Raw genomic sequence first — 19,734 nt, 5'->3', positions numbered from 1 at the left:
CGGTACTCAACCCTTTTCCTGATGGCAATTTGGTGCTTTCAGGAAACGGGTTTTGTCCCGTTCACGGGGCCGCATACGCGGTTTTAAGAAACAGGCCAGTTTCTGGCATAAAGACGAGGAGCGACGATGGCTCAGACCCATTCTTTCAATGGTCGTAGGCGCGTACGCAAGTTTTTCGGTAAGATTCCGGAAGTCGCAGAGATGCCGAACCTCATCGAGGTTCAAAAGGCTTCCTACGATCAGTTTCTGATGGTGGAAGAGCCCAAGGGCGGACGTTTGGACGAAGGTTTGCAGGCTGTATTCAAGTCTGTTTTCCCGATCCAGGATTTCTCTGGTGCTTCCATGCTCGAATTCGTCAAGTACGAGTTCGAAGCTCCAAAATTCGACGTTGACGAATGCCGTCAGCGCGATCTGACATATGCTGCGCCGCTTAAGGTGACGCTGCGCCTTATCGTGTTCGATATCGATGAAGATACCGGCGCGAAGTCGATCAAGGACATCAAGGAACAGGACGTTTACATGGGCGATATGCCGCTCATGACCGATAATGGTACGTTTATTGTAAACGGCACCGAGCGCGTGATCGTTTCGCAGATGCACCGTTCACCGGGCGTCTTCTTTGATCACGACAAGGGCAAAACCCATTCGTCCGGCAAGCTTCTGTTTGCTGCGCGCGTCATTCCGTATCGCGGTTCATGGCTCGATATTGAATTCGATGCAAAGGACGTTGTGTATGCGCGTATCGATCGTCGCCGCAAAATTCCGGCGACATCGCTGTTGATGGCGCTCGGCATGGATCCAGAAGAGATTCTGTCGACTTTCTACAACTCGCTCACATTCAACCGTGACGGCGAGACATGGCGTATTCCATTCTCAGTCGACCGTTTCCGCGGCTTCAAGGCGACCACTGACGTTATCGATGCTGATACTGGTGAGGTTATCCTCGAAACCGGTAAGAAGCTGACTGCGCGTAGCGCCAAGCAGCTTGCTGAAAAAGGCTTGAAGTTCATCAAGGCGACCGAAGACGATCTGCTCGGCTCCTATCTAGCCGAAGATATCGTCAACATGGAAACCGGTGAAGTTTATCTCGAAGCAGGCGACGAGCTTGACGAGAAGACACTCAAGGTTCTGCTTGACACGGGCGTTTCGGAAATCAACGTCCTCGATATCGACCATGTCAATATCGGACCGTATATCCGTAACACGCTGGCCGTGGACAAGAACGAGAGCCGTCAGGACGCATTGTTTGACATTTATCGTGTCATGCGCCCGGGTGAACCACCGACAATTGACTCGGCTGAAGCCATGTTCAAGTCGCTGTTCTTTGATAGCGAGCGTTATGATCTATCGGCTGTTGGCCGTGTCAAGATGAATATGCGCCTTGATCTGGATGCGGAAGACACTGTCCGTATCCTGCGCAAGGAAGACATTCTTGCCGTGGTCAAGATGCTGGTTGATCTGCGCGATGGCCGTGGTGAAATCGACGACATCGACAATCTCGGCAATCGCCGTGTGCGTTCGGTCGGCGAATTGATGGAAAACCAGTACCGTGTTGGTCTGCTTCGCATGGAGCGTGCCATCAAGGAACGTATGTCATCCATCGAAATTGACACTGTCATGCCGCAGGATCTGATTAACGCGAAGCCAGCAGCAGCAGCGGTTCGTGAGTTCTTCGGTTCTTCGCAGCTTTCGCAGTTCATGGATCAGACCAACCCGCTGTCCGAGATTACGCATAAGCGTCGTCTTTCGGCTTTGGGACCCGGCGGTTTGACTCGCGAACGTGCAGGCTTTGAAGTTCGCGACGTTCATCCGACACATTACGGCCGTATCTGCCCGATTGAAACGCCGGAAGGCCCGAATATCGGTCTGATCAACTCGCTTGCAACCTTTGCCCGGGTCAACAAGTACGGCTTTATCGAAAGCCCGTATCGCAAGATCATTGATGGCAAGGTTACCGACGACGTTGTTTATCTGTCGGCAATGGAAGAAGCCAAGTATCACGTGGCGCAGGCCAATGTGGAGCTCGACTCTTCCGGCGGATTCACAGACGAATTCGTTGTCTGCCGCCATGCGGGTGAAGTCTTGATGGCCCCACGTGAAAACGTGGATTTGATGGACGTTTCACCAAAGCAGCTTGTATCGGTTGCCGCCGCGCTTATTCCGTTCCTTGAAAACGACGACGCCAACCGCGCTCTGATGGGCTCGAACATGCAGCGTCAGGCCGTTCCTCTGGTTCGTGCTGAGGCGCCATTCGTCGGAACAGGTATGGAGCCGGTTGTTGCTCGCGACTCCGGTGCTGCTATCGGTGCCCGCCGTACAGGTATCGTCGATCAGGTTGACGCAACCCGTATCGTTATCCGTGCGACGGAAGATCTCGTACCGGGCAAGTCTGGCGTTGATATTTATCGCCTGATGAAGTTCCAGCGCTCGAACCAGAACACCTGCATCAATCAGCGTCCGCTGGTACGTGTAGGCGACCGGATCGAAAAGGGCGATATCATTGCTGACGGTCCTTCGACGGATCTGGGTGATTTGGCTCTTGGCCGTAACGTGCTGGTCGCGTTCATGCCGTGGAATGGCTACAACTACGAAGATTCCATCCTGCTTTCTGAAAAGATCGTTTCGGATGACGTCTTCACCTCGATCCATATCGAGGAGTTCGAAGTTATGGCTCGCGACACGAAGCTTGGACCGGAAGAAATCACGCGTGACATTCCGAACGTTTCGGAAGAAGCGCTGAAGAATCTGGACGAAGCCGGTATCGTCTACATCGGTGCTGAAGTTCAGCCGGGCGATATTCTTGTCGGCAAGATCACTCCGAAGGGCGAAAGCCCAATGACGCCGGAAGAGAAGCTTCTTCGCGCCATTTTCGGTGAAAAGGCTTCGGACGTTCGTGACACCTCGATGCGCATGCCGCCCGGGACTTACGGTACGGTAGTGGAAGTTCGCGTTTTCAATCGCCACGGCGTTGAAAAGGACGAACGTGCCATGGCTATTGAGCGTGAGGAAATCGAACGCCTGGCCAAGGACCGCGACGACGAACAGGCTATCCTGGACCGCAACGTCTATGGCCGTCTTGCTGATGTTCTCAACGGCAAATCTGCTGTTGCCGGACCGAAAGCGTTCAAGAAGGGCACAGTCGTTACGCAGGACATCATGGGTGAATACCCACGTTCGCAGTGGTGGCAGTTTGCTGTCGAAGACGAAAAGATCCAGGGCGAAATCGAAGCTCTGCGCAACCAGTATGACGACTCCAAGAAGCTGCTTGAACAGCGCTTCATGGACAAGGTCGAAAAGGTCCAGCGCGGCGATGAGATGCCTCCAGGGGTCATGAAGATGGTCAAGGTCTTTGTCGCTGTGAAGCGCAAGATCCAGCCAGGCGACAAGATGGCTGGCCGTCACGGCAACAAGGGTGTTGTTTCGCGTATTGCTGCTGTTGAGGATATGCCGTTCCTTGAAGATGGAACGCATGTTGACATCGTTCTAAATCCGCTTGGCGTGCCAAGCCGAATGAACGTTGGTCAGATCCTTGAGACGCATTTGGGCTGGGCTTGCGCCGGAATGGGCAAGAAGATCGGGGAACTGATCGAAGCCTATAAGGCACAGCACGCACTAGGCGAGCAGGGCGACATTGCTCCACTTCGGGCGACGATTGAGTCGATCATCCCGGACAATGACCGCAACGAACCGGTTCGCAACTATGATGATGAAAGCATCATTCGTCTTGGCGAACAGATGAAGCGCGGTGTGTCGATTGCAACGCCGGTATTTGACGGTGCGCATGAACCAGACATCAATGTGATGCTGGAGCAGGCCGGCCTAAAATCCTCCGGTCAGTCGACACTGTACGACGGACGTACGGGTGAAACTTTTGATCGTCAGGTGACTGTCGGCTACATCTATATGCTGAAGCTGCACCATCTGGTTGACGACAAGATCCACGCCCGTTCGATCGGACCTTACTCGCTCGTTACGCAGCAGCCTCTGGGTGGTAAAGCCCAGTTCGGCGGTCAGCGCTTCGGTGAAATGGAGGTCTGGGCACTGGAAGCATATGGTGCGGCTTACACGCTGCAGGAAATGCTTACGGTCAAGTCCGATGACGTTGCCGGTCGTACCAAGGTCTATGAGGCGATTGTCCGCGGCGACGATACGTTCGAAGCAGGCATTCCCGAGAGCTTCAACGTTCTCGTCAAGGAAATGCGTTCGCTCGGACTTAATGTCGAGCTGGACGATACACGCCAGCAGGAACAGCAACAGGCATTGCCTGACGCTGCAGAGTAAAAAACGTCAGGGTGCGCGATTAGTTTCCGCGCACCCCGGCATTCGTTTCGAGCCGCTGAAGAAGCGGCATTTGATCTAGATGGACCGCGGTGGCGGATATTCATCGCAAGGAGAGGGCACTTTTTTGCCCCATGGAGAAACGGCATGAACCAAGAGGTCATGAATCTTTTCAATCCTCAGGCGCCTGTGCAGGCATTCGATTCCATCAGGATTTCGATCGCCAGCCCTGAGAAGATTCTGTCCTGGTCATACGGTGAGATCAAGAAGCCGGAGACGATCAACTACCGCACCTTTAAGCCGGAGCGGGATGGTCTTTTCTGTGCTCGGATCTTCGGGCCGATCAAGGACTACGAATGCTTGTGCGGCAAGTACAAGCGCATGAAATACAAGGGCATCATCTGCGAAAAGTGCGGTGTGGAAGTCACGCTGTCACGCGTTCGCCGTGAGCGCATGGGCCATATTGAACTTGCTGCGCCGGTTGCGCACATCTGGTTCCTGAAGTCCCTGCCAAGCCGTATCGGCACATTGCTTGATATGACCCTTAAGGGCATCGAGCGCGTTCTCTATTTCGAGAACTACATTGTGACCGAGCCAGGCCTGACTGCACTGAAGGAGCACCAGCTTCTTTCGGAAGAAGAATACATGATTGCTGTCGATGAGTATGGTGAAGATTCCTTCACTGCGCTGATCGGTGCGGAAGCAATTCATGAGCTGCTCGCTTCCATGGATCTGGAAAAGATTGCTGGCGATCTGCGCGAAGATCTGGCGACAACAACGTCTGATCTGAAGCAGAAGAAGCTGATGAAGCGTCTTAAGATCGTCGAAAACTTCCTGGAGTCGGGTAACCGTCCGGAATGGATGATCATGAAGATCGTTCCGGTCATTCCTCCGGATCTTCGTCCTCTGGTTCCGCTGGATGGCGGACGTTTCGCTACATCCGATCTTAATGATCTGTATCGTCGCGTAATCAACCGTAACAACCGCTTGAAGCGCCTGATCGAACTGCGTGCTCCTGGCATCATCATCCGCAACGAGAAGCGCATGCTTCAGGAATCGGTCGATGCGTTGTTCGACAACGGCCGTCGTGGTCGTGTTATCACCGGTGCCAACAAGCGTCCGCTGAAGTCGCTGTCCGATATGCTCAAGGGCAAGCAGGGCCGCTTCCGTCAAAACCTTCTAGGCAAGCGCGTCGATTATTCCGGCCGTTCGGTTATCGTGACTGGTCCTGAACTCAAGCTTCACCAGTGCGGTCTGCCAAAGAAGATGGCGCTCGAACTGTTCAAGCCATTCATCTACGCCCGTCTTGACGCAAAGGGTTATTCCTCAACCGTCAAGCAGGCGAAGAAGCTGGTGGAAAAGGAAAAGCCGGAAGTCTGGGATATTCTTGATGAGGTCATTCGCGAGCATCCGGTTCTGTTGAACCGCGCTCCGACGCTGCACCGTCTTGGTATTCAGGCATTCGAACCCACCCTGATCGAAGGCAAGGCAATCCAGCTGCATCCGCTCGTTTGTACCGCTTTCAACGCGGACTTTGACGGTGACCAGATGGCTGTTCACGTACCGCTTTCGCTGGAAGCGCAGCTTGAAGCCCGCGTTCTGATGATGTCGACGAACAATATCCTGCATCCTGCAAATGGTCTGCCGGTTATCGTACCGTCTCAGGACATGGTTCTCGGCCTTTACTATCTGTCGATCGTTGCGGTTAAAGAGCCGGGCGAAGGCATGGCGTTTGCCGATATGGGCGAACTTCATCATGCTATCGGCAATGGTTCGGTCACTCTTCACACGAAGATCAAGGGCCGCTTCAAGAGCATCGACGCTGACGGCAAGCCAACGTCGAAGATTTTCGACACGACGCCTGGCCGCATGATCATCGGTGAGCTTCTTCCGAAACACCACAATGTGCCTTTCGATATCTGCAATCAGGAAATGACCAAGAAGAACATCTCCAAGATGATCGACACGGTTTATCGCCATTGCGGACAGAAAGAGACGGTCATTTTCTGCGATCGCATCATGCAGCTTGGCTTCAGCCATGCTTGCCGCGCCGGTATCTCGTTCGGCAAGGACGACATGGTTATTCCGGAAACCAAGGCGAAGTTGGTTGCTGAAACCGAAGCTTTGGCGACCGAATACGAACAGCAGTACAATGACGGCCTGATCACTCAGGGCGAGAAGTACAACAAGGTTGTTGACGCTTGGGGTAAGTGCACCGAGAAGGTCGCCGACGAAATGATGGCCCGCATTAAGGCCGTTGAGTTTGATCCTGTTACTGGTCGCCAGAAGCAGATGAACTCGATCTATATGATGTCGCACTCCGGCGCTCGTGGTTCTCCGAACCAGATGCGTCAGCTGGGCGGTATGCGCGGTCTGATGGCCAAGCCTTCGGGCGAAATCATCGAAACGCCAATCATTTCGAACTTCAAGGAAGGTCTGACTGTGAACGAGTACTTCAACTCGACCCACGGTGCCCGTAAGGGACTTGCAGATACTGCATTGAAGACGGCTAACTCCGGCTATCTGACACGCCGTCTGGTTGACGTCGCTCAGGATTGCATCGTCATCTCTGTTGATTGTGGCACCACAACCGGTCTCACAATGCAGCCGATCGTTGATGCGGGTCAGGTCGTTGCGACAATTGGCCAGCGCGTTCTCGGTCGTACCGCGCTTGAAGATATCTTGCACCCGATTTCAGGCGACGTGCTTGTAACTGGTGGCAATATCATCGACGAGTTCGATATCGATGCCATTGAGAAGGCTGGTGTTCAGTCGATCCGCATTCGCTCGGCTCTCACCTGTGAGACGCGCGGCGGTATCTGCGCCAAGTGCTACGGCCGCGATCTTGCCCGTGGTACGCCGGTCAACCAGGGTGAGGCGGTCGGTGTTATCGCTGCTCAGTCCATTGGTGAGCCAGGCACGCAGTTGACCATGCGTACGTTCCATCTTGGTGGTACAGCGCAGGTTGTCGATCAGTCGTTCCTCGAAGCCAGTTATGAAGGCACCGTACAAATCCGCAACCGCAACGTGGTGCGTAACTCCGATGGCCATCTGGTTGTCATGGGCCGCAACATGGCAGTTGTCATCCTGGATGCAACGGGCAAGGAACGCGCAACACACCGCGTTACCTATGGTTCGCGCATCTATGTTGATGACGGCGACACGGTTAAGCGCGGTCAGCGCGTTGCCGAGTGGGATCCTTATACCCGCCCGGTCATGACGGAAGTCGAAGGTCACGTCGAATTCGAAGACATGGTCGACGGTCTCTCGGTTACGGAAACGACGGATGAGTCCACCGGTATCACCAAGCGTGTGGTTATCGACTGGCGCTCAACACCGCGTGGTTCGGATCTGAAACCGTCAATCGTGGTCAAGGACAAGGCAGGCAAGGTTCTGAAACTGGCAAAGGGCGGCGACGCACGCTTCCAGCTGTCAGTGGAATCCATCCTTTCGGTCGAGCCAGGCTCGCACGTTAAGGCTGGTGACGTTCTTGCGCGTATTCCGATGGAAAGCGCCAAGACCAAGGACATCACCGGTGGTCTTCCACGCGTTGCGGAACTGTTCGAAGCCCGTCGTCCGAAGGACCACGCTATCATCGCTGAGATTGATGGTACGGTTCGTTTTGGCCGCGACTACAAGAACAAGCGCCGCATTGTCATCGAACCGAACGACGAGACACTAGAGCCTGTTGAGTATCTGATCCCCAAGGGCAAGCCTTTCCATCTTCAGGATGGCGATGCGATCGAAAAGGGCGATTATATCCTCGACGGCAACCCGGCACCGCACGACATTCTGGCGATCAAGGGCGTGGAAGCTTTGGCTTCATATCTCGTCAATGAAATTCAGGAAGTCTATCGCTTGCAGGGCGTTCTGATCAACGACAAGCACATCGAAGTGATTGTCCGTCAGATGCTGCAGAAGGTCGAAATCACCGAGTCTGGTGACACCGGCTTTATTGCTGGCGATCACGTTGACCGGATCGAGCTGGACGAAATTAACGAGCGTCTTGAAGAAGATGGCAAGAAGCCAGGCTACGGCACTCCGGTGCTGCTCGGCATCACCAAGGCTTCTTTGCAGACACCGTCGTTCATCTCGGCAGCGTCCTTCCAGGAAACAACACGCGTCCTCACGGAAGCTGCTGTTGCCGGCAAGATGGATGCTCTGCAGGGCCTGAAGGAGAACGTCATTGTTGGACGTTTGATCCCGGCAGGTACAGGCGGAACGGTCAAGCAGATCCGCCGCATTGCCGGAGCTCGCGACGAGTTGATCATCGACGAGCGCCGCAAGGAAGCTGGAGCAAGCGCCGCGAAAGCTGGCCCGATGCTGACAGACATGACAGGCCAGCCAGCCGAGTAAGCTGGTTAGCTGCACCAAATCAAAAGGCCGCCCCGGAGAAATCCGAGGCGGCCTTTTTCATGGGTTTTTCAACCAACCACAACCAAACTACTACTCACGATGGAAAATCTTCAGCAAAAATCGGCGGTTTTTCGGCAAAAATGCTCCAAATCTCTCAGAAACGTTGCCGATGTTTGAGATAATGAAGGAATATGTCGGAAAGGGCAGGGAGGCGATCTGAAGGATTGTCCCGAAACGCCCATGAGCTCGCAATCAATAAGAGTGTCCAGTTGTATTGTTCGGCAGTACCTGCGTTGTCGGAAGCAAACACCCATTATGGTGCTCTGGTGCGAATTTCAAAAAATCTGTAGATCGGCCGGCGACAGCTATTCGTTGAACTCTATCATCGCGATCTGCCCAGTCAGGGCATTCTTGTAGGCTGACAGATGGGGCTCTTCAGTTGGCTCTTCGGTGAGGGTGCCGATCTCGAGTAGCTCTGCTTCATCATAGCCTTCATTGGCGAGAATCTGCAGGGCGAAGTCGACCAGTCCTTCAGCATCGTCCCGCATAAGAAGGAGGTGAACCTGTCGCGGCTCATCCTGCTTCTCTTTCCATACATCGGCAACGACGAGATGGACGATTTTCGGTTCAGGCTTGTCTGATGGCATTGGTTTGATTCCCGATTCTTCGATTCTACGGTCAGAATAGACGTAACGAGTCGGTCTGGCATGCGAGTCGGCAAGAATCCCTGTGAAGAAGACGAAATTTAACTTGAATTAACGATTGTTCAACGAAACTATCGGTCGTCGGGATGCAAAAGCGCCAGCAAATGCTGTGCGCTCAAAGAATATTGGGGGTTCAGGCTTGACGAAAGGCTGAAACACCAGTATCAGCAGCCCATCTGAGCCGATGTGAGATTGGCCATTTCGGAGCGACACGCTCTGGAGTTCATCTCAAACAGGGTTCGTTTTACGAACGAAATGCAATTTGCCGCTCGCATGAGGCCTTATGGCTTCCTCTGCTTTTATTCGGGCAACCACCCTTGGGGTGGTTTAGTTGCCCGAATTCGTGCATGAGCATGGCGCTGAAACGGCCCTGACGGGCGAAGATACGAGATTTGTGCCGAAGCGCTAGCGCTTTGATACGCATTACAAAGAGGGAAGGTTGAATGCCTACCGTAAACCAGTTGATCCGCAAGCCGCGCACTGCGCCGGTAAAGCGCAATAAAGTCCCTGCATTGCAGGAAAACCCGCAAAAGCGCGGCGTTTGCACTCGCGTCTATACGACGACACCGAAGAAGCCAAACTCGGCTCTCCGTAAGGTCGCCAAGGTGCGTTTGACCAACGGCTTCGAAGTTATCGGGTATATTCCGGGTGAGGGTCACAACCTTCAAGAGCACTCTGTCGTGATGATCCGCGGCGGCCGTGTAAAGGATTTGCCAGGTGTTCGTTACCACATCATCCGTGGTGTTCTGGATACTCAGGGCGTCAAGAATCGTAAGCAGCGCCGTTCCAAGTACGGTGCAAAGCGTCCGAAGTAAGATTTTCCGGGAATTTGGCCACCAGGTAGGTCAACCCGATGCAGATAAGAGACAGAGAATATGTCCAGACGCCATAGTGCAGAAAAGCGTGAGATTAACCCGGATCCAAAGTTCGGCGATCTCGTTCTGACAAAGTTCATGAATGCAGTTATGCATCATGGCAAGAAGTCGATTGCTGAGCGTATCGTTTACGGTGCGCTTGAGTCAGTCGAAGCCAAGAGCAAGCAGGAGCCAGTTGCCCTGTTCCATCAGGCTCTCGACAATGTAGCGCCACACGTAGAAGTACGTTCGCGCCGCGTTGGTGGTGCGACTTACCAGGTTCCGGTCGATGTTCGTCCGGAGCGCCGTCAGGCTCTTGCAATCCGTTGGCTGATCAATGCAGCCCGTGGTCGCAACGAGACGACAATGGTTGATCGCCTGTCGGGTGAACTTCTGGATGCTGCAAACAACCGTGGCTCGGCTGTGAAGAAGCGTGAAGACACGCATCGCATGGCAGAAGCCAACCGCGCATTCTCGCATTACCGCTGGTAATCGTCGAAACCCTATTCTTAGAGGCACCAGATCATGGCCCGCGAATATAAAATCGAAGACTACCGTAACTTCGGTATCATGGCGCACATCGACGCCGGCAAGACAACGACGACCGAGCGTATTCTTTATTACACCGGCAAGTCGCACAAAATCGGTGAAGTCCATGACGGCGCCGCTACGATGGACTGGATGGAGCAGGAGCAGGAGCGTGGTATCACGATCACTTCCGCTGCAACCACGACTTACTGGACTGGCCGTGATGGCAAGAAGCGTCGCTTCAACATCATCGATACGCCTGGTCACGTTGACTTCACGATTGAAGTAGAGCGCTCTCTGCGCGTGCTCGATGGTGCGATTGCACTTCTCGATGCAAACGCCGGTGTAGAGCCACAGACTGAAACCGTATGGCGTCAGGCTGAGAAATATCACGTTCCACGCATGATCTTCGTCAACAAGATGGACAAGACCGGCGCCGATTTCTATCGCTGCGTTGATATGGTCAAGACACGTCTTGGTGCCAAGGCACTCGTCATGCAGCTGCCAATCGGCGCTGAGACAGAGTTCAAGGGCGTTATCGATCTGATCGAGATGAAGGCACTTGTATGGCGCGACGAACAGCTCGGTGCTGAATGGGATGTCGTTGAAATTCCTGCCGATCTTAAGGATCGTGCTGAAGAATTCCGCGAAAAGCTCATCGAAACCGCTGTTGAAGTCGACGAAGCTGCTACCGAGGCTTACCTCGAAGGCAATATGCCAGACAATGACAAGCTGCGTGAACTGATCCGTATCGGTACATGCCGCGTTGAATTCCATCCGGTATTCTGTGGTTCGGCATTCAAGAACAAGGGCGTACAGCCTCTGCTCGACGGTGTTGTTGACTTCTTGCCTTCGCCTGTTGATGTTCCTTCGATCAAGGGCATCGACCCGAAGACCGATGCGGAAACAGTTCGCAAGTCCTCGGACGAAGAGCCACTGTCAATGCTCGCGTTCAAGATCATGAACGATCCGTTCGTTGGTTCGCTGACATTCTGCCGCATCTATTCCGGCAAGCTGACCAAGGGCATTTCGCTTGACAATACTGTTAAGCTGAAGCGTGAGCGTATCGGCCGTATGTTGCAGATGCACTCCAATTCCCGCGAAGACATCGAAGAAGCCTTTGCTGGCGATATCGTTGCTCTTGCTGGCCTCAAGGAAACGACAACAGGTGATACGCTTTGCGATCCTCTGAAGCCGGTTATTCTTGAACGCATGATCTTCCCGGATCCGGTCATCGAGATTTCGATCGAACCAAAGACAAAGGCCGACCAGGAAAAGATGGGCCTCGCGCTCAACCGCCTGGCAGCTGAAGATCCTTCATTCCGCGTCAAGACGGATGAAGAATCCGGTCAGACAATCATCGCCGGCATGGGCGAGCTTCATCTCGACATTCTCGTTGACCGTATGCGTCGCGAGTTCAAGGTTGAAGCAAACATTGGTAACCCACAGGTTGCTTATCGTGAATCGATCACCCGCAAGGCTGAAATCGACTACACGCATAAGAAGCAGTCCGGTGGTTCGGGCCAGTTCGCTCGCATCAAGGTTATCTTCGAGCCGCATGAAGGTGATGATTTCATCTTCGAATCGAAGATCGTCGGTGGTGCTGTACCAAAGGAATACATTCCAGGCGTACAGAAGGGCATTGAAAGTGTTATGGGTGCGGGTCCGCTCGCAGGCTTCCCGATGCTCGGCGTGAAAGCCACGCTGATCGACGGTGCCTACCATGATGTCGACTCTTCGGTTCTCGCCTTCGAAATCGCAGCTCGCGCTGCATTCCGCGAAGGTGCACAGAAAGCTGGTGCCCAGCTTCTCGAGCCGATCATGAAGGTCGAGGTTGTTACGCCTGAAGATTACGTCGGTGACGTAATTGGCGATCTGAATTCACGTCGTGGTCAGATCTCGGGTACCGAAGCGCGTGGTATTGCCACTGTTGTCAACGCAAACGTCCCACTGGCCAACATGTTTGGTTATGTGAGCAATCTGCGTTCGATGAGCCAGGGCCGTGCACAGTACACCATGCAGTTCGACCACTACGAACCTGTCCCGGCAGCAGTCGCGCAGGAAATTCAGAAGAAGTTTGCGTAACCATAAGGTTGCGCGTGACAGTTGAAGTTAAGCCTGAGCAGGCGAACATATAACGGAGAGCTCAGATGGCTAAGAGCAAGTTTGAACGTAATAAGCCGCACGTAAACATCGGCACGATTGGTCACGTTGACCATGGCAAGACGTCGTTGACGGCAGCGATTACGAAGTATTTTGGTGAGTACAAGGCGTATGACCAGATCGACGCTGCACCGGAAGAGAAGGCACGCGGCATCACCATTTCGACGGCACACGTTGAGTATGAGACGCCTGCGCGTCACTATGCACACGTTGATTGCCCTGGCCACGCCGACTATGTGAAGAACATGATCACCGGCGCTGCGCAGATGGATGGCGCGATTCTGGTTGTGTCTGCCGCTGACGGCCCGATGCCCCAGACCCGCGAGCACATTCTGCTTGCCCGTCAGGTTGGCGTTCCAGCGATCGTCGTGTTCCTGAACAAGGTTGATCAGGTTGACGATGCCGAATTGCTCGAACTGGTTGAGCTTGAAGTTCGTGAGCTTCTTTCCAAGTATGATTTCCCGGGCGACGATGTACCGATCGTCAAGGGTTCGGCTTTGGCTGCGCTTGAAGACAGCAACAAGGAAATCGGCGAAGACGCAGTTCGCGCGCTGATGGCTGAAGTTGACAAGTACATTCCAACACCAGAACGTCCGATTGACCAGCCATTCCTGATGCCGATCGAAGACGTTTTCTCGATCTCGGGTCGTGGTACGGTTGTGACTGGCCGCGTTGAACGCGGTATCGTCAAGGTTGGTGAAGAAGTTGAAATCATCGGCATCAAGCCGACGACAAAGACAACAGTTACCGGCGTTGAAATGTTCCGCAAGCTGCTCGATCAGGGCCAGGCAGGCGACAACATCGGTGCACTGGTTCGCGGTGTTGGCCGTGAAGACGTTGAGCGCGGTCAGATCCTTGCCAAGCCAGGTTCGGTCAAGCCGCACACGAAGTTCAAGGCAGAAGCCTATATTCTGACGAAGGACGAAGGTGGCCGTCATACGCCATTCTTCTCCAACTACCGTCCACAGTTCTACTTCCGCACGACCGACGTGACGGGTGTAGTGACTTTGCCGGAAGGTACGGAAATGGTCATGCCTGGCGACAACATCTCGGTTGATGTGACGCTGATCGTGCCAATCGCCATGGAAGAGAAGCTCCGCTTCGCTATCCGTGAAGGTGGCCGCACCGTCGGTGCTGGCATCGTCGCTTCTATCATTGAGTAAATTAAGGTTTTATGCGGAAGACGCCTGTTATAGGGCGTCTCCGCTAAACAAGGAAAAGATGAAATGAACGGTCAAAACATCCGCATTCGCCTCAAGGCGTTTGATCATCGGATCCTTGACGATTCGACGCGGGAAATCGTGTCGACTGCCAAGCGTACCGGTGCCAATGTGCGCGGACCGATCCCGCTACCTACACGGATCGAGAAGTTCACGGTTAACCGCTCGCCGCACATCGACAAGAAGAGCCGCGAGCAGTTCGAGATGCGCACACATAAGCGTCTTCTCGATATCGTAGACCCGACCCCCCAGACTGTGGACGCGCTGATGAAGCTCGATCTGTCTGCTGGTGTTGATGTCGAGATCAAGCTGTAAGGCTTGAGGACGGAAGGATGAACCGATGCGTTCAGGTGTAATTGCACAGAAACTGGGTATGACTCGCGTCTACAACGACGCTGGCGAGCATGTGCCGGTAACAGTTCTTCGCATGGAGAACTGCCAGGTTGTGGCTCAGCGTACAGTCGAGAAGAATGGCTACACTGCCGTTCAGCTCGGTGTTGGTCTGGCCAAGGTAAAGAATACGACGAAGAGCTTGCGCGGTCATTTCGCGACAGCTTCGGTCGAACCAAAGGCGAAAGTAGCGGAATTCCGCGTCTCTGCTGACAATCTTCTAGATGTTGGCGTCGAGATCACCGCCGAACATTATGTTGCAGGCCAGAAGGTCGATGTGACTGGTACTTCAATCGGTAAAGGTTTTGCCGGTTCAATGAAGCGCCATAACTTCGGCGGTCACCGCGCAACACACGGTAACTCGGTTACTCACCGCGCTCACGGTTCTACCGGTCAGCGTCAGGACCCGGGTAAAGTGTTCAAGGGCAAGAAGATGGCCGGTCATATGGGTTCAACCCGTATCACCACCCAGAACATCGAAGTTGTTTCGACTGATCTGGATCGCGGCCTTATTCTGGTTCGTGGTGCTGTTCCTGGTTCGAAGGGTGCATGGATCCTCGTGCGTGATGCCGTCAAGGTAGCGCTGCCCGAGAATGCTCCGAAGCCAGCTGGCCTTCGCGCATTGATCGACGATGCCGCAAACGCCGCAGCAGCTGTGTCTGATGCAGAAGTAGCGCAGACAACTGAGGGGGCCGAATAATGGATCTCACGATTACAACACTTGAAGGCGCGGACGCCGGCAAGCTGAAACTCTCCGAAGAGATTTTCGGTCTGGAGCCACGCGACGACATCCTTCAGCGCATGGTCCGCTATCAGCTTGCACGCAAGCAGCAGGGCACGCACAAGGCAAAGACCCGTTCGGAAATCGCACGGACCGGCGCCAAGATGTACAAGCAGAAGGGTACGGGCCGCGCTCGTCACCATTCAGCACGTGCACCGCAGTTCCGCGGCGGTGGTAAGGCTCATGGACCGGTTGTTCACAGCCATGCCCATGACCTGCCAAAGAAGGTTCGCGCTCTTGCACTTCGTCATGCCCTGTCCGCCAAGGTCAAGGCATCCGATCTGATCATCATCGATGATCTGCTCGCGACAGAAGCCAAGACAAAGACACTTGTTTCGCAGTTCGCCAAGCTTGGCTTGCAGAATGCGCTCCTGATCGGCGGTGCCGAGATTGATGCGAACTTTGCTCGCGCTGCTTCGAACATCCCGAACATCGATGTTCTACCAATTCAGGGCATCAATGTTTATGACATTCTGCGTCGCGGCAAGCTCGTGCTTTCCAAAGCTGCAGTTGAAGCACTCGAGGAGCGTTTCAAATGACCGATCTTCGCCATTATGACGTGATCGTCAGCCCGGTAATTACTGAAAAGTCGACCATGGTTTCCGAAAACAACCAGGTTGTCTTCAATGTAGCCAAGAAGGCGACGAAGCCGGAAATCAAGGCCGCAGTCGAAGCGCTGTTCCGCGTGAAGGTTACTGCAGTCAATACTTCTGTGCGCAAAGGCAAGGTGAAGCGTTTTCGCGGCATCGTCGGACGCCAGAGTGATGTCAAGAAAGCAGTCGTGACGTTGGCCGAAGGCCAGTCAATCGACATTTCGACTGGTCTCTGAGGGGCCGTGGAGTAAAGACAATGGCACTCAAACATTATAATCCAACCACGCCAAGCCAGCGCCAGCTGGTCATCGTGGACCGTTCGGAGCTTTACAAGGGCAAGCCTGTCAAGGCATTGACCGAAGGTCTGTCGTCGAAGGGTGGTCGCAACAACACTGGTCGCATTACCGTGCGTTTCCAGGGTGGCGGTCACAAGCGCACATACCGCTTCGTTGATTTCAAGCGCCGCAAGCATGACGTGGCTGCAAAGGTTGAACGGCTTGAATACGATCCGAACCGGACCGCATTCATTGCGCTGATCCGCTATGAAGATGGTGAGCTGAGCTACATCCTTGCTCCGCAGCGTCTTGCAGTTGGCGACAGTGTTATTGCCGGCGCACAGACAGACGTGAAGCCAGGCAATGCGATGCCATTGTCAGCCATGCCAGTCGGCACCATCATCCACAATGTGGAGATGAAGCCAGGCAAGGGCGGTCAGATTGCCCGTTCGGCTGGAACTTATGCGCAGCTCGTTGGCCGCGACCAGGGAATGGCGATCCTTCGCCTGAACTCGGGCGAACAGCGTCTTGTACATGGTTCTTGCTTTGCAACGGTTGGTGCAGTATCGAACCCCGACCATGGCAACATCAACCTGGGTAAAGCAGGTCGTAGCCGTTGGCTCGGTCGCAAGCCTCACAATCGTGGTGTCACCATGAACCCGGTCGATCACCCCCATGGTGGTGGTGAAGGCCGTACATCCGGTGGACGTCATCCGGTTACTCCGTGGGGCAAGCCTACGAAGGGCAAGAAGACGCGCTCCAATAAGTCGACGGACAAGTTCATCGCTCGTTCGCGTCATCAGCGCAAGAAGTAAGAGAGGTAGTCTGAAATGGCTCGTTCAGTTTGGAAAGGCCCGTTCATCGATGGCTATCTTCTCAAGAAGGCTGAGAAGGTACGTGAGGGCGGTCGCAGTGAAGTTATCAAGATCTGGAGCCGTCGCTCCACGATCCTGCCACAGTTCGTCGGTCTGACCTTCGGTGTGTATAATGGTAACAAGCATGTGCCGGTTTCGGTCAACGAAGAGATGATCGGACACAAGTTTGGTGAATTCGCTCCGACGCGTACCTATTACGGTCATGGCGCGGACAAGAAAGCGAAGAGGAAATAACGATGGGCAAGGCTAAGGCTCCGCGCCAGCTAAAGGACAACGAGGCGAAAGCCGTTGCCCGCACGCTCCGCATCAGCCCTCAGAAGCTCAATCTGGTGGCTGCTCTGATCCGTGGCAAGAAGGTTAACGCCGCTCTTGCCGATCTGGAATTTTCGCGCAAGCGCATTGCAGGAACGGTGAAAAAGACTCTCGAATCAGCTATCGCCAACGCAGAGAACAACCATGATCTGGATGTTGATACTCTGGTTGTTGCTGAAGCCTATGTAGGCAAGTCAATCGTGATGAAGCGTTTCCACGTTCGTGGCCGCGGTCGTGCAAGCCGGATCGAGAAGCCATTCTCGCATCTGACGATCGTTGTTCGCGAAGCTGAGGAAAAAGGGGAGGCCGCATAATGGGCCAGAAGATTAATCCGATTGGTTTCCGCCTGGGCATCAATCGCACCTGGGACTCGCGTTGGTACGCGAACACTGGTGAATATGGCAAGCTGCTGCACGAAGACCTGAAGATCCGCAAGTATCTGATGGATGAGTTGAAGCAGGCTGCCATTTCCAAGGTAGTTATCGAGCGTCCGCACAAGAAGTGCCGCGTCACGATCCATGCTGCCCGTCCAGGTCTGATCATCGGCAAAAAGGGCGCCGATATCGAGAAGTTGCGCAAGAAGCTGTCAGAAATGACCAATGCGGATACAACGCTCAATATCGTCGAAGTCCGCAAGCCAGAGACAGACGCTGTTCTGGTTGCTCAGTCGATCGCGCAGCAGCTTGAACGCCGCGTCGCTTTCCGCCGTGCCATGAAACGTGCCGTTCAGTCGGCAATGCGTCTTGGTGCAGAAGGCATTCGTATCAATTGCTCGGGTCGTCTTGGCGGCGCGGAAATTGCTCGTATGGAATGGTACCGTGAAGGCCGTGTGCCTCTGCATACCCTTCGTGCCGATATCGATTACGGAACTGCTGAAGCGCACACTGCCTACGGCATTTGCGGTGTTAAAGTCTGGGTATTCAAGGGCGAAATCCTCGAGCATGACCCAATGGCTTCCGAACGCCGTGCTGTTGAAGGCGATGCCAGTCATCAGGGTTCAGGCCGTCGTCGCGAAAACGCTTAAAATAGCGTCTTTCGTAACTGAGAATTTTGGAGTAGAGAACAATGCTGCAGCCTAAGCGCACAAAGTTCCGCAAGCAGTTCAAGGGCCGTATCCACGGCGCATCGAAGGGCGGCACGGATCTGAATTTTGGTGCTTTCGGCCTGAAGGCCCTCGAGCCGAACCGCGTTACAGCGCGTGAGATCGAGGCCGCTCGCCGTGCAATTACCCGTCACATGAAACGTGCCGGTCGCGTGTGGATCCGGATTTTCCCGGATGTGCCAGTTACATCGAAGCCTACTGAAGTCCGCATGGGTAAAGGTAAGGGTTCGGTTGATTATTGGGCGTCCCGTGTCGCACCAGGCCGCATCATGTTCGAGCTCGACGGTGTTTCGGAAGAAACCGCCCGTGAGGCACTTCGCCTCGGAGCTGCGAAACTTTCGGTCAAGACGCGCTTTATTCAGCGCATCGCAGAATAAGGGGTGGATGTTATGAAATCCGCAGAAGTTCGGGCCTTGAGCCTCGATCAGTTGAATGAAGAACTTGGTTCGCTGAAGAAAGAGCAGTTTAACCTGCGCTTCCAGAAGGCAACCGGTCAGTTGGAAAAAACCGCTCGCGTTCGGCAGATCCGCCGTGATATTGCGCGCATCAAAACTGTCGCCCGCCAAAAAGCGGTCGAGAGCAAGGCTTAAGGAAGAAAACCATGCCTAAACGCATTCTGCAGGGCGTTGTCGTGAGCGACAAAAACGACAAGACCATCGTGGTCAAGGTCGAGCGGCGCTATTCGCACCCGCTCCTCCAGAAGACTGTGCGCCAGTCCAAGAAGTACAAGGCGCATGATGAGAGCAACCAGTTCAAGGTTGGCGACCGGGTTTCCATCGAGGAATCCAAGCCAATTTCGAAAGACAAGTGTTGGGTTGTCGTAACTGACGCCCCGGCAAGTTAATATTAATATCTGTATGTAAGTACGCAACAATCGCGAGGGGCAAAGAAAGCCCAGTCCGGTTGAACAAGAAGAAGGCGGCTAGTCATGATTCAGATGCAAACAAACCTCGACGTGGCGGATAATTCCGGCGCACGTCGTGTCATGTGCATCAAGGTGCTGGGCGGCTCGAAGCGGAAATATGCTTCGGTCGGCGACATTATTGTCGTTTCGATCAAGGAAGCAATTCCGCGCGGCCGTGTTAAAAAGGGTGACGTGATGAAGGCTGTGGTTGTTCGTACAGCCAAAGACATCCGTCGCGCAGATGGTAGCGTAATTCGTTTCGACAAGAACGCTGCTGTTTTGATCGACAATAAGAAAGAGCCTATCGGCACGCGTATCTTCGGACCGGTTCCGCGCGAACTTCGCGCAAAGAGCCACATGAAGATCATCTCGCTGGCTCCAGAAGTTTTGTAAGGAGCA

At 54.1% G+C, this 19,734-nt stretch carries 19 protein-coding genes; 18 read left to right on the top strand and 1 reads right to left on the bottom strand.

Going from position 1 to position 19,734, the window contains the following annotated elements; genetic code table 11:
* The first annotated feature begins 126 nt into the window (after nt 1–126).
* Entirely contained in the window at nt 127–4,281 is a 4,155-nt protein-coding gene (gene rpoB / locus ACTJI9_RS04520) for a DNA-directed RNA polymerase subunit beta (protein ID WP_115055807.1), read from the top strand.
* A 144-nt stretch (nt 4,282–4,425) separates the two neighbouring features.
* Nucleotides 4,426–8,634: a DNA-directed RNA polymerase subunit beta' gene (gene rpoC / locus ACTJI9_RS04515; RefSeq protein ID WP_115055805.1), complete on the top strand. Its 4,209-nt coding sequence runs from the start codon at nt 4,426–4,428 to the stop codon at nt 8,632–8,634.
* 365 nt (nt 8,635–8,999) lie between these two features.
* Here the strand turns inward: rpoC and ACTJI9_RS04510 are convergent, their stop codons facing one another.
* Entirely contained in the window at nt 9,000–9,281 is a 282-nt protein-coding gene (locus ACTJI9_RS04510) for a hypothetical protein (RefSeq protein ID WP_440806336.1), read from the bottom strand.
* A gap of 500 nt (nt 9,282–9,781) precedes the next feature.
* On the opposite strand from ACTJI9_RS04510, the gene rpsL reads away from it, so the two are divergent.
* The 16 genes from rpsL to rplN all read left to right on the top strand — a co-directional run bounded on the left by rpsL (nt 9,782) and on the right by rplN (nt 19,728).
* Nucleotides 9,782–10,153 (top strand): 30S ribosomal protein S12, encoded by a 372-nt coding sequence (rpsL, locus tag ACTJI9_RS04505; protein ID WP_008121760.1) that lies wholly within the window; start codon nt 9,782–9,784, stop codon nt 10,151–10,153.
* 60 nt (nt 10,154–10,213) lie between these two features.
* The gene (gene rpsG, locus ACTJI9_RS04500) at nt 10,214–10,684 is read left to right on the top strand and encodes a 30S ribosomal protein S7 (protein WP_008121762.1); all 471 of its coding nucleotides are present in this window, start codon (nt 10,214–10,216) and stop codon (nt 10,682–10,684) included.
* A gap of 33 nt (nt 10,685–10,717) precedes the next feature.
* Nucleotides 10,718–12,805 (top strand): elongation factor G, encoded by a 2,088-nt coding sequence (gene fusA, locus ACTJI9_RS04495; protein WP_307284497.1) that lies wholly within the window; start codon nt 10,718–10,720, stop codon nt 12,803–12,805.
* Between the two features lie 65 nt (nt 12,806–12,870).
* Nucleotides 12,871–14,046: an elongation factor Tu gene (gene tuf / locus ACTJI9_RS04490; RefSeq protein ID WP_115055874.1), complete on the top strand. Its 1,176-nt coding sequence runs from the start codon at nt 12,871–12,873 to the stop codon at nt 14,044–14,046.
* A 63-nt stretch (nt 14,047–14,109) separates the two neighbouring features.
* On the top strand, nt 14,110–14,418 hold the full coding sequence (gene rpsJ, locus ACTJI9_RS04485) for a 30S ribosomal protein S10 (RefSeq protein WP_008124902.1): 309 nt from the start codon (nt 14,110–14,112) through the stop codon (nt 14,416–14,418).
* 25 nt (nt 14,419–14,443) lie between these two features.
* Nucleotides 14,444–15,193 carry a 50S ribosomal protein L3 gene (gene rplC / locus ACTJI9_RS04480; protein ID WP_115055397.1) on the top strand — a complete coding sequence of 250 codons (750 nt, stop codon included), beginning with the start codon at nt 14,444–14,446 and terminating at the stop codon, nt 15,191–15,193.
* Complete coding sequence (rplD, locus tag ACTJI9_RS04475) at nt 15,193–15,813, top strand: 50S ribosomal protein L4 (protein ID WP_115055395.1); 621 nt, start codon at nt 15,193–15,195, stop codon at nt 15,811–15,813. Before rplC ends, rplD begins: the two co-directional genes overlap by 1 nt.
* Nucleotides 15,810–16,103, top strand: coding sequence for a 50S ribosomal protein L23 (locus tag ACTJI9_RS04470; RefSeq protein WP_008124907.1), 294 nt, complete (start codon nt 15,810–15,812; stop codon nt 16,101–16,103). The genes rplD and ACTJI9_RS04470 overlap by 4 nt, the downstream gene beginning before the upstream one ends.
* Before the next feature lie 20 nt (nt 16,104–16,123).
* Nucleotides 16,124–16,957, top strand: coding sequence for a 50S ribosomal protein L2 (gene rplB, locus ACTJI9_RS04465; protein ID WP_008124910.1), 834 nt, complete (start codon nt 16,124–16,126; stop codon nt 16,955–16,957).
* 15 nt (nt 16,958–16,972) lie between these two features.
* Entirely contained in the window at nt 16,973–17,251 is a 279-nt protein-coding gene (rpsS, locus tag ACTJI9_RS04460; protein WP_008124912.1) for a 30S ribosomal protein S19, read from the top strand.
* Between the two features lie 2 nt (nt 17,252–17,253).
* Nucleotides 17,254–17,643, top strand: a complete 390-nt coding sequence (gene rplV / locus ACTJI9_RS04455) for a 50S ribosomal protein L22 (protein ID WP_106716807.1) — start codon at nt 17,254–17,256, stop codon at nt 17,641–17,643.
* Entirely contained in the window at nt 17,643–18,353 is a 711-nt protein-coding gene (gene rpsC, locus ACTJI9_RS04450) for a 30S ribosomal protein S3 (protein ID WP_115055393.1), read from the top strand. Before rplV ends, rpsC begins: the two co-directional genes overlap by 1 nt.
* A 41-nt stretch (nt 18,354–18,394) precedes the next feature.
* On the top strand, nt 18,395–18,808 hold the full coding sequence (gene rplP, locus ACTJI9_RS04445; RefSeq protein ID WP_115055391.1) for a 50S ribosomal protein L16: 414 nt from the start codon (nt 18,395–18,397) through the stop codon (nt 18,806–18,808).
* A 12-nt stretch (nt 18,809–18,820) separates the two neighbouring features.
* Nucleotides 18,821–19,021: a 50S ribosomal protein L29 gene (gene rpmC, locus ACTJI9_RS04440; RefSeq protein WP_008124920.1), complete on the top strand. Its 201-nt coding sequence runs from the start codon at nt 18,821–18,823 to the stop codon at nt 19,019–19,021.
* 11 nt (nt 19,022–19,032) lie between these two features.
* Nucleotides 19,033–19,275 carry a 30S ribosomal protein S17 gene (gene rpsQ / locus ACTJI9_RS04435; RefSeq protein WP_115055388.1) on the top strand — a complete coding sequence of 81 codons (243 nt, stop codon included), beginning with the start codon at nt 19,033–19,035 and terminating at the stop codon, nt 19,273–19,275.
* 84 nt (nt 19,276–19,359) lie between these two features.
* On the top strand, nt 19,360–19,728 hold the full coding sequence (gene rplN / locus ACTJI9_RS04430) for a 50S ribosomal protein L14 (protein WP_008124924.1): 369 nt from the start codon (nt 19,360–19,362) through the stop codon (nt 19,726–19,728).
* The last annotated feature ends 6 nt before the right edge of the window (nt 19,729–19,734 follow it).

Source organism: Phyllobacterium sp. 22552 (genome assembly GCF_052044585.1).
GTDB classification, from domain to species: domain Bacteria; phylum Pseudomonadota; class Alphaproteobacteria; order Rhizobiales; family Rhizobiaceae; genus Phyllobacterium; species Phyllobacterium ifriqiyense.
Note: the sequence above shows the minus strand (reverse complement) of the source record. Positions and strands in the feature narration are given on the sequence as shown.

What these genes read in the sequence shown, in the direction of transcription:
- rpoB (WP_115055807.1), top strand. Translation starts at nt 127, where the DNA reads ATGGCTCAGACCCATTCTTTCAATGGTCGTAGGCGCGTACGCAAGTTT.
- rpoC (WP_115055805.1), top strand. Translation starts at nt 4,426, where the DNA reads ATGAACCAAGAGGTCATGAATCTTTTCAATCCTCAGGCGCCTGTGCAG.
- ACTJI9_RS04510 (WP_440806336.1), bottom strand. Translation starts at nt 9,281, where the DNA reads ATGCCATCAGACAAGCCTGAACCGAAAATCGTCCATCTCGTCGTTGCC.
- rpsL (WP_008121760.1), top strand. Translation starts at nt 9,782, where the DNA reads ATGCCTACCGTAAACCAGTTGATCCGCAAGCCGCGCACTGCGCCGGTA.
- rpsG (WP_008121762.1), top strand. Translation starts at nt 10,214, where the DNA reads ATGTCCAGACGCCATAGTGCAGAAAAGCGTGAGATTAACCCGGATCCA.
- fusA (WP_307284497.1), top strand. Translation starts at nt 10,718, where the DNA reads ATGGCCCGCGAATATAAAATCGAAGACTACCGTAACTTCGGTATCATG.
- tuf (WP_115055874.1), top strand. Translation starts at nt 12,871, where the DNA reads ATGGCTAAGAGCAAGTTTGAACGTAATAAGCCGCACGTAAACATCGGC.
- rpsJ (WP_008124902.1), top strand. Translation starts at nt 14,110, where the DNA reads ATGAACGGTCAAAACATCCGCATTCGCCTCAAGGCGTTTGATCATCGG.
- rplC (WP_115055397.1), top strand. Translation starts at nt 14,444, where the DNA reads ATGCGTTCAGGTGTAATTGCACAGAAACTGGGTATGACTCGCGTCTAC.
- rplD (WP_115055395.1), top strand. Translation starts at nt 15,193, where the DNA reads ATGGATCTCACGATTACAACACTTGAAGGCGCGGACGCCGGCAAGCTG.
- ACTJI9_RS04470 (WP_008124907.1), top strand. Translation starts at nt 15,810, where the DNA reads ATGACCGATCTTCGCCATTATGACGTGATCGTCAGCCCGGTAATTACT.
- rplB (WP_008124910.1), top strand. Translation starts at nt 16,124, where the DNA reads ATGGCACTCAAACATTATAATCCAACCACGCCAAGCCAGCGCCAGCTG.
- rpsS (WP_008124912.1), top strand. Translation starts at nt 16,973, where the DNA reads ATGGCTCGTTCAGTTTGGAAAGGCCCGTTCATCGATGGCTATCTTCTC.
- rplV (WP_106716807.1), top strand. Translation starts at nt 17,254, where the DNA reads ATGGGCAAGGCTAAGGCTCCGCGCCAGCTAAAGGACAACGAGGCGAAA.
- rpsC (WP_115055393.1), top strand. Translation starts at nt 17,643, where the DNA reads ATGGGCCAGAAGATTAATCCGATTGGTTTCCGCCTGGGCATCAATCGC.
- rplP (WP_115055391.1), top strand. Translation starts at nt 18,395, where the DNA reads ATGCTGCAGCCTAAGCGCACAAAGTTCCGCAAGCAGTTCAAGGGCCGT.
- rpmC (WP_008124920.1), top strand. Translation starts at nt 18,821, where the DNA reads ATGAAATCCGCAGAAGTTCGGGCCTTGAGCCTCGATCAGTTGAATGAA.
- rpsQ (WP_115055388.1), top strand. Translation starts at nt 19,033, where the DNA reads ATGCCTAAACGCATTCTGCAGGGCGTTGTCGTGAGCGACAAAAACGAC.
- rplN (WP_008124924.1), top strand. Translation starts at nt 19,360, where the DNA reads ATGATTCAGATGCAAACAAACCTCGACGTGGCGGATAATTCCGGCGCA.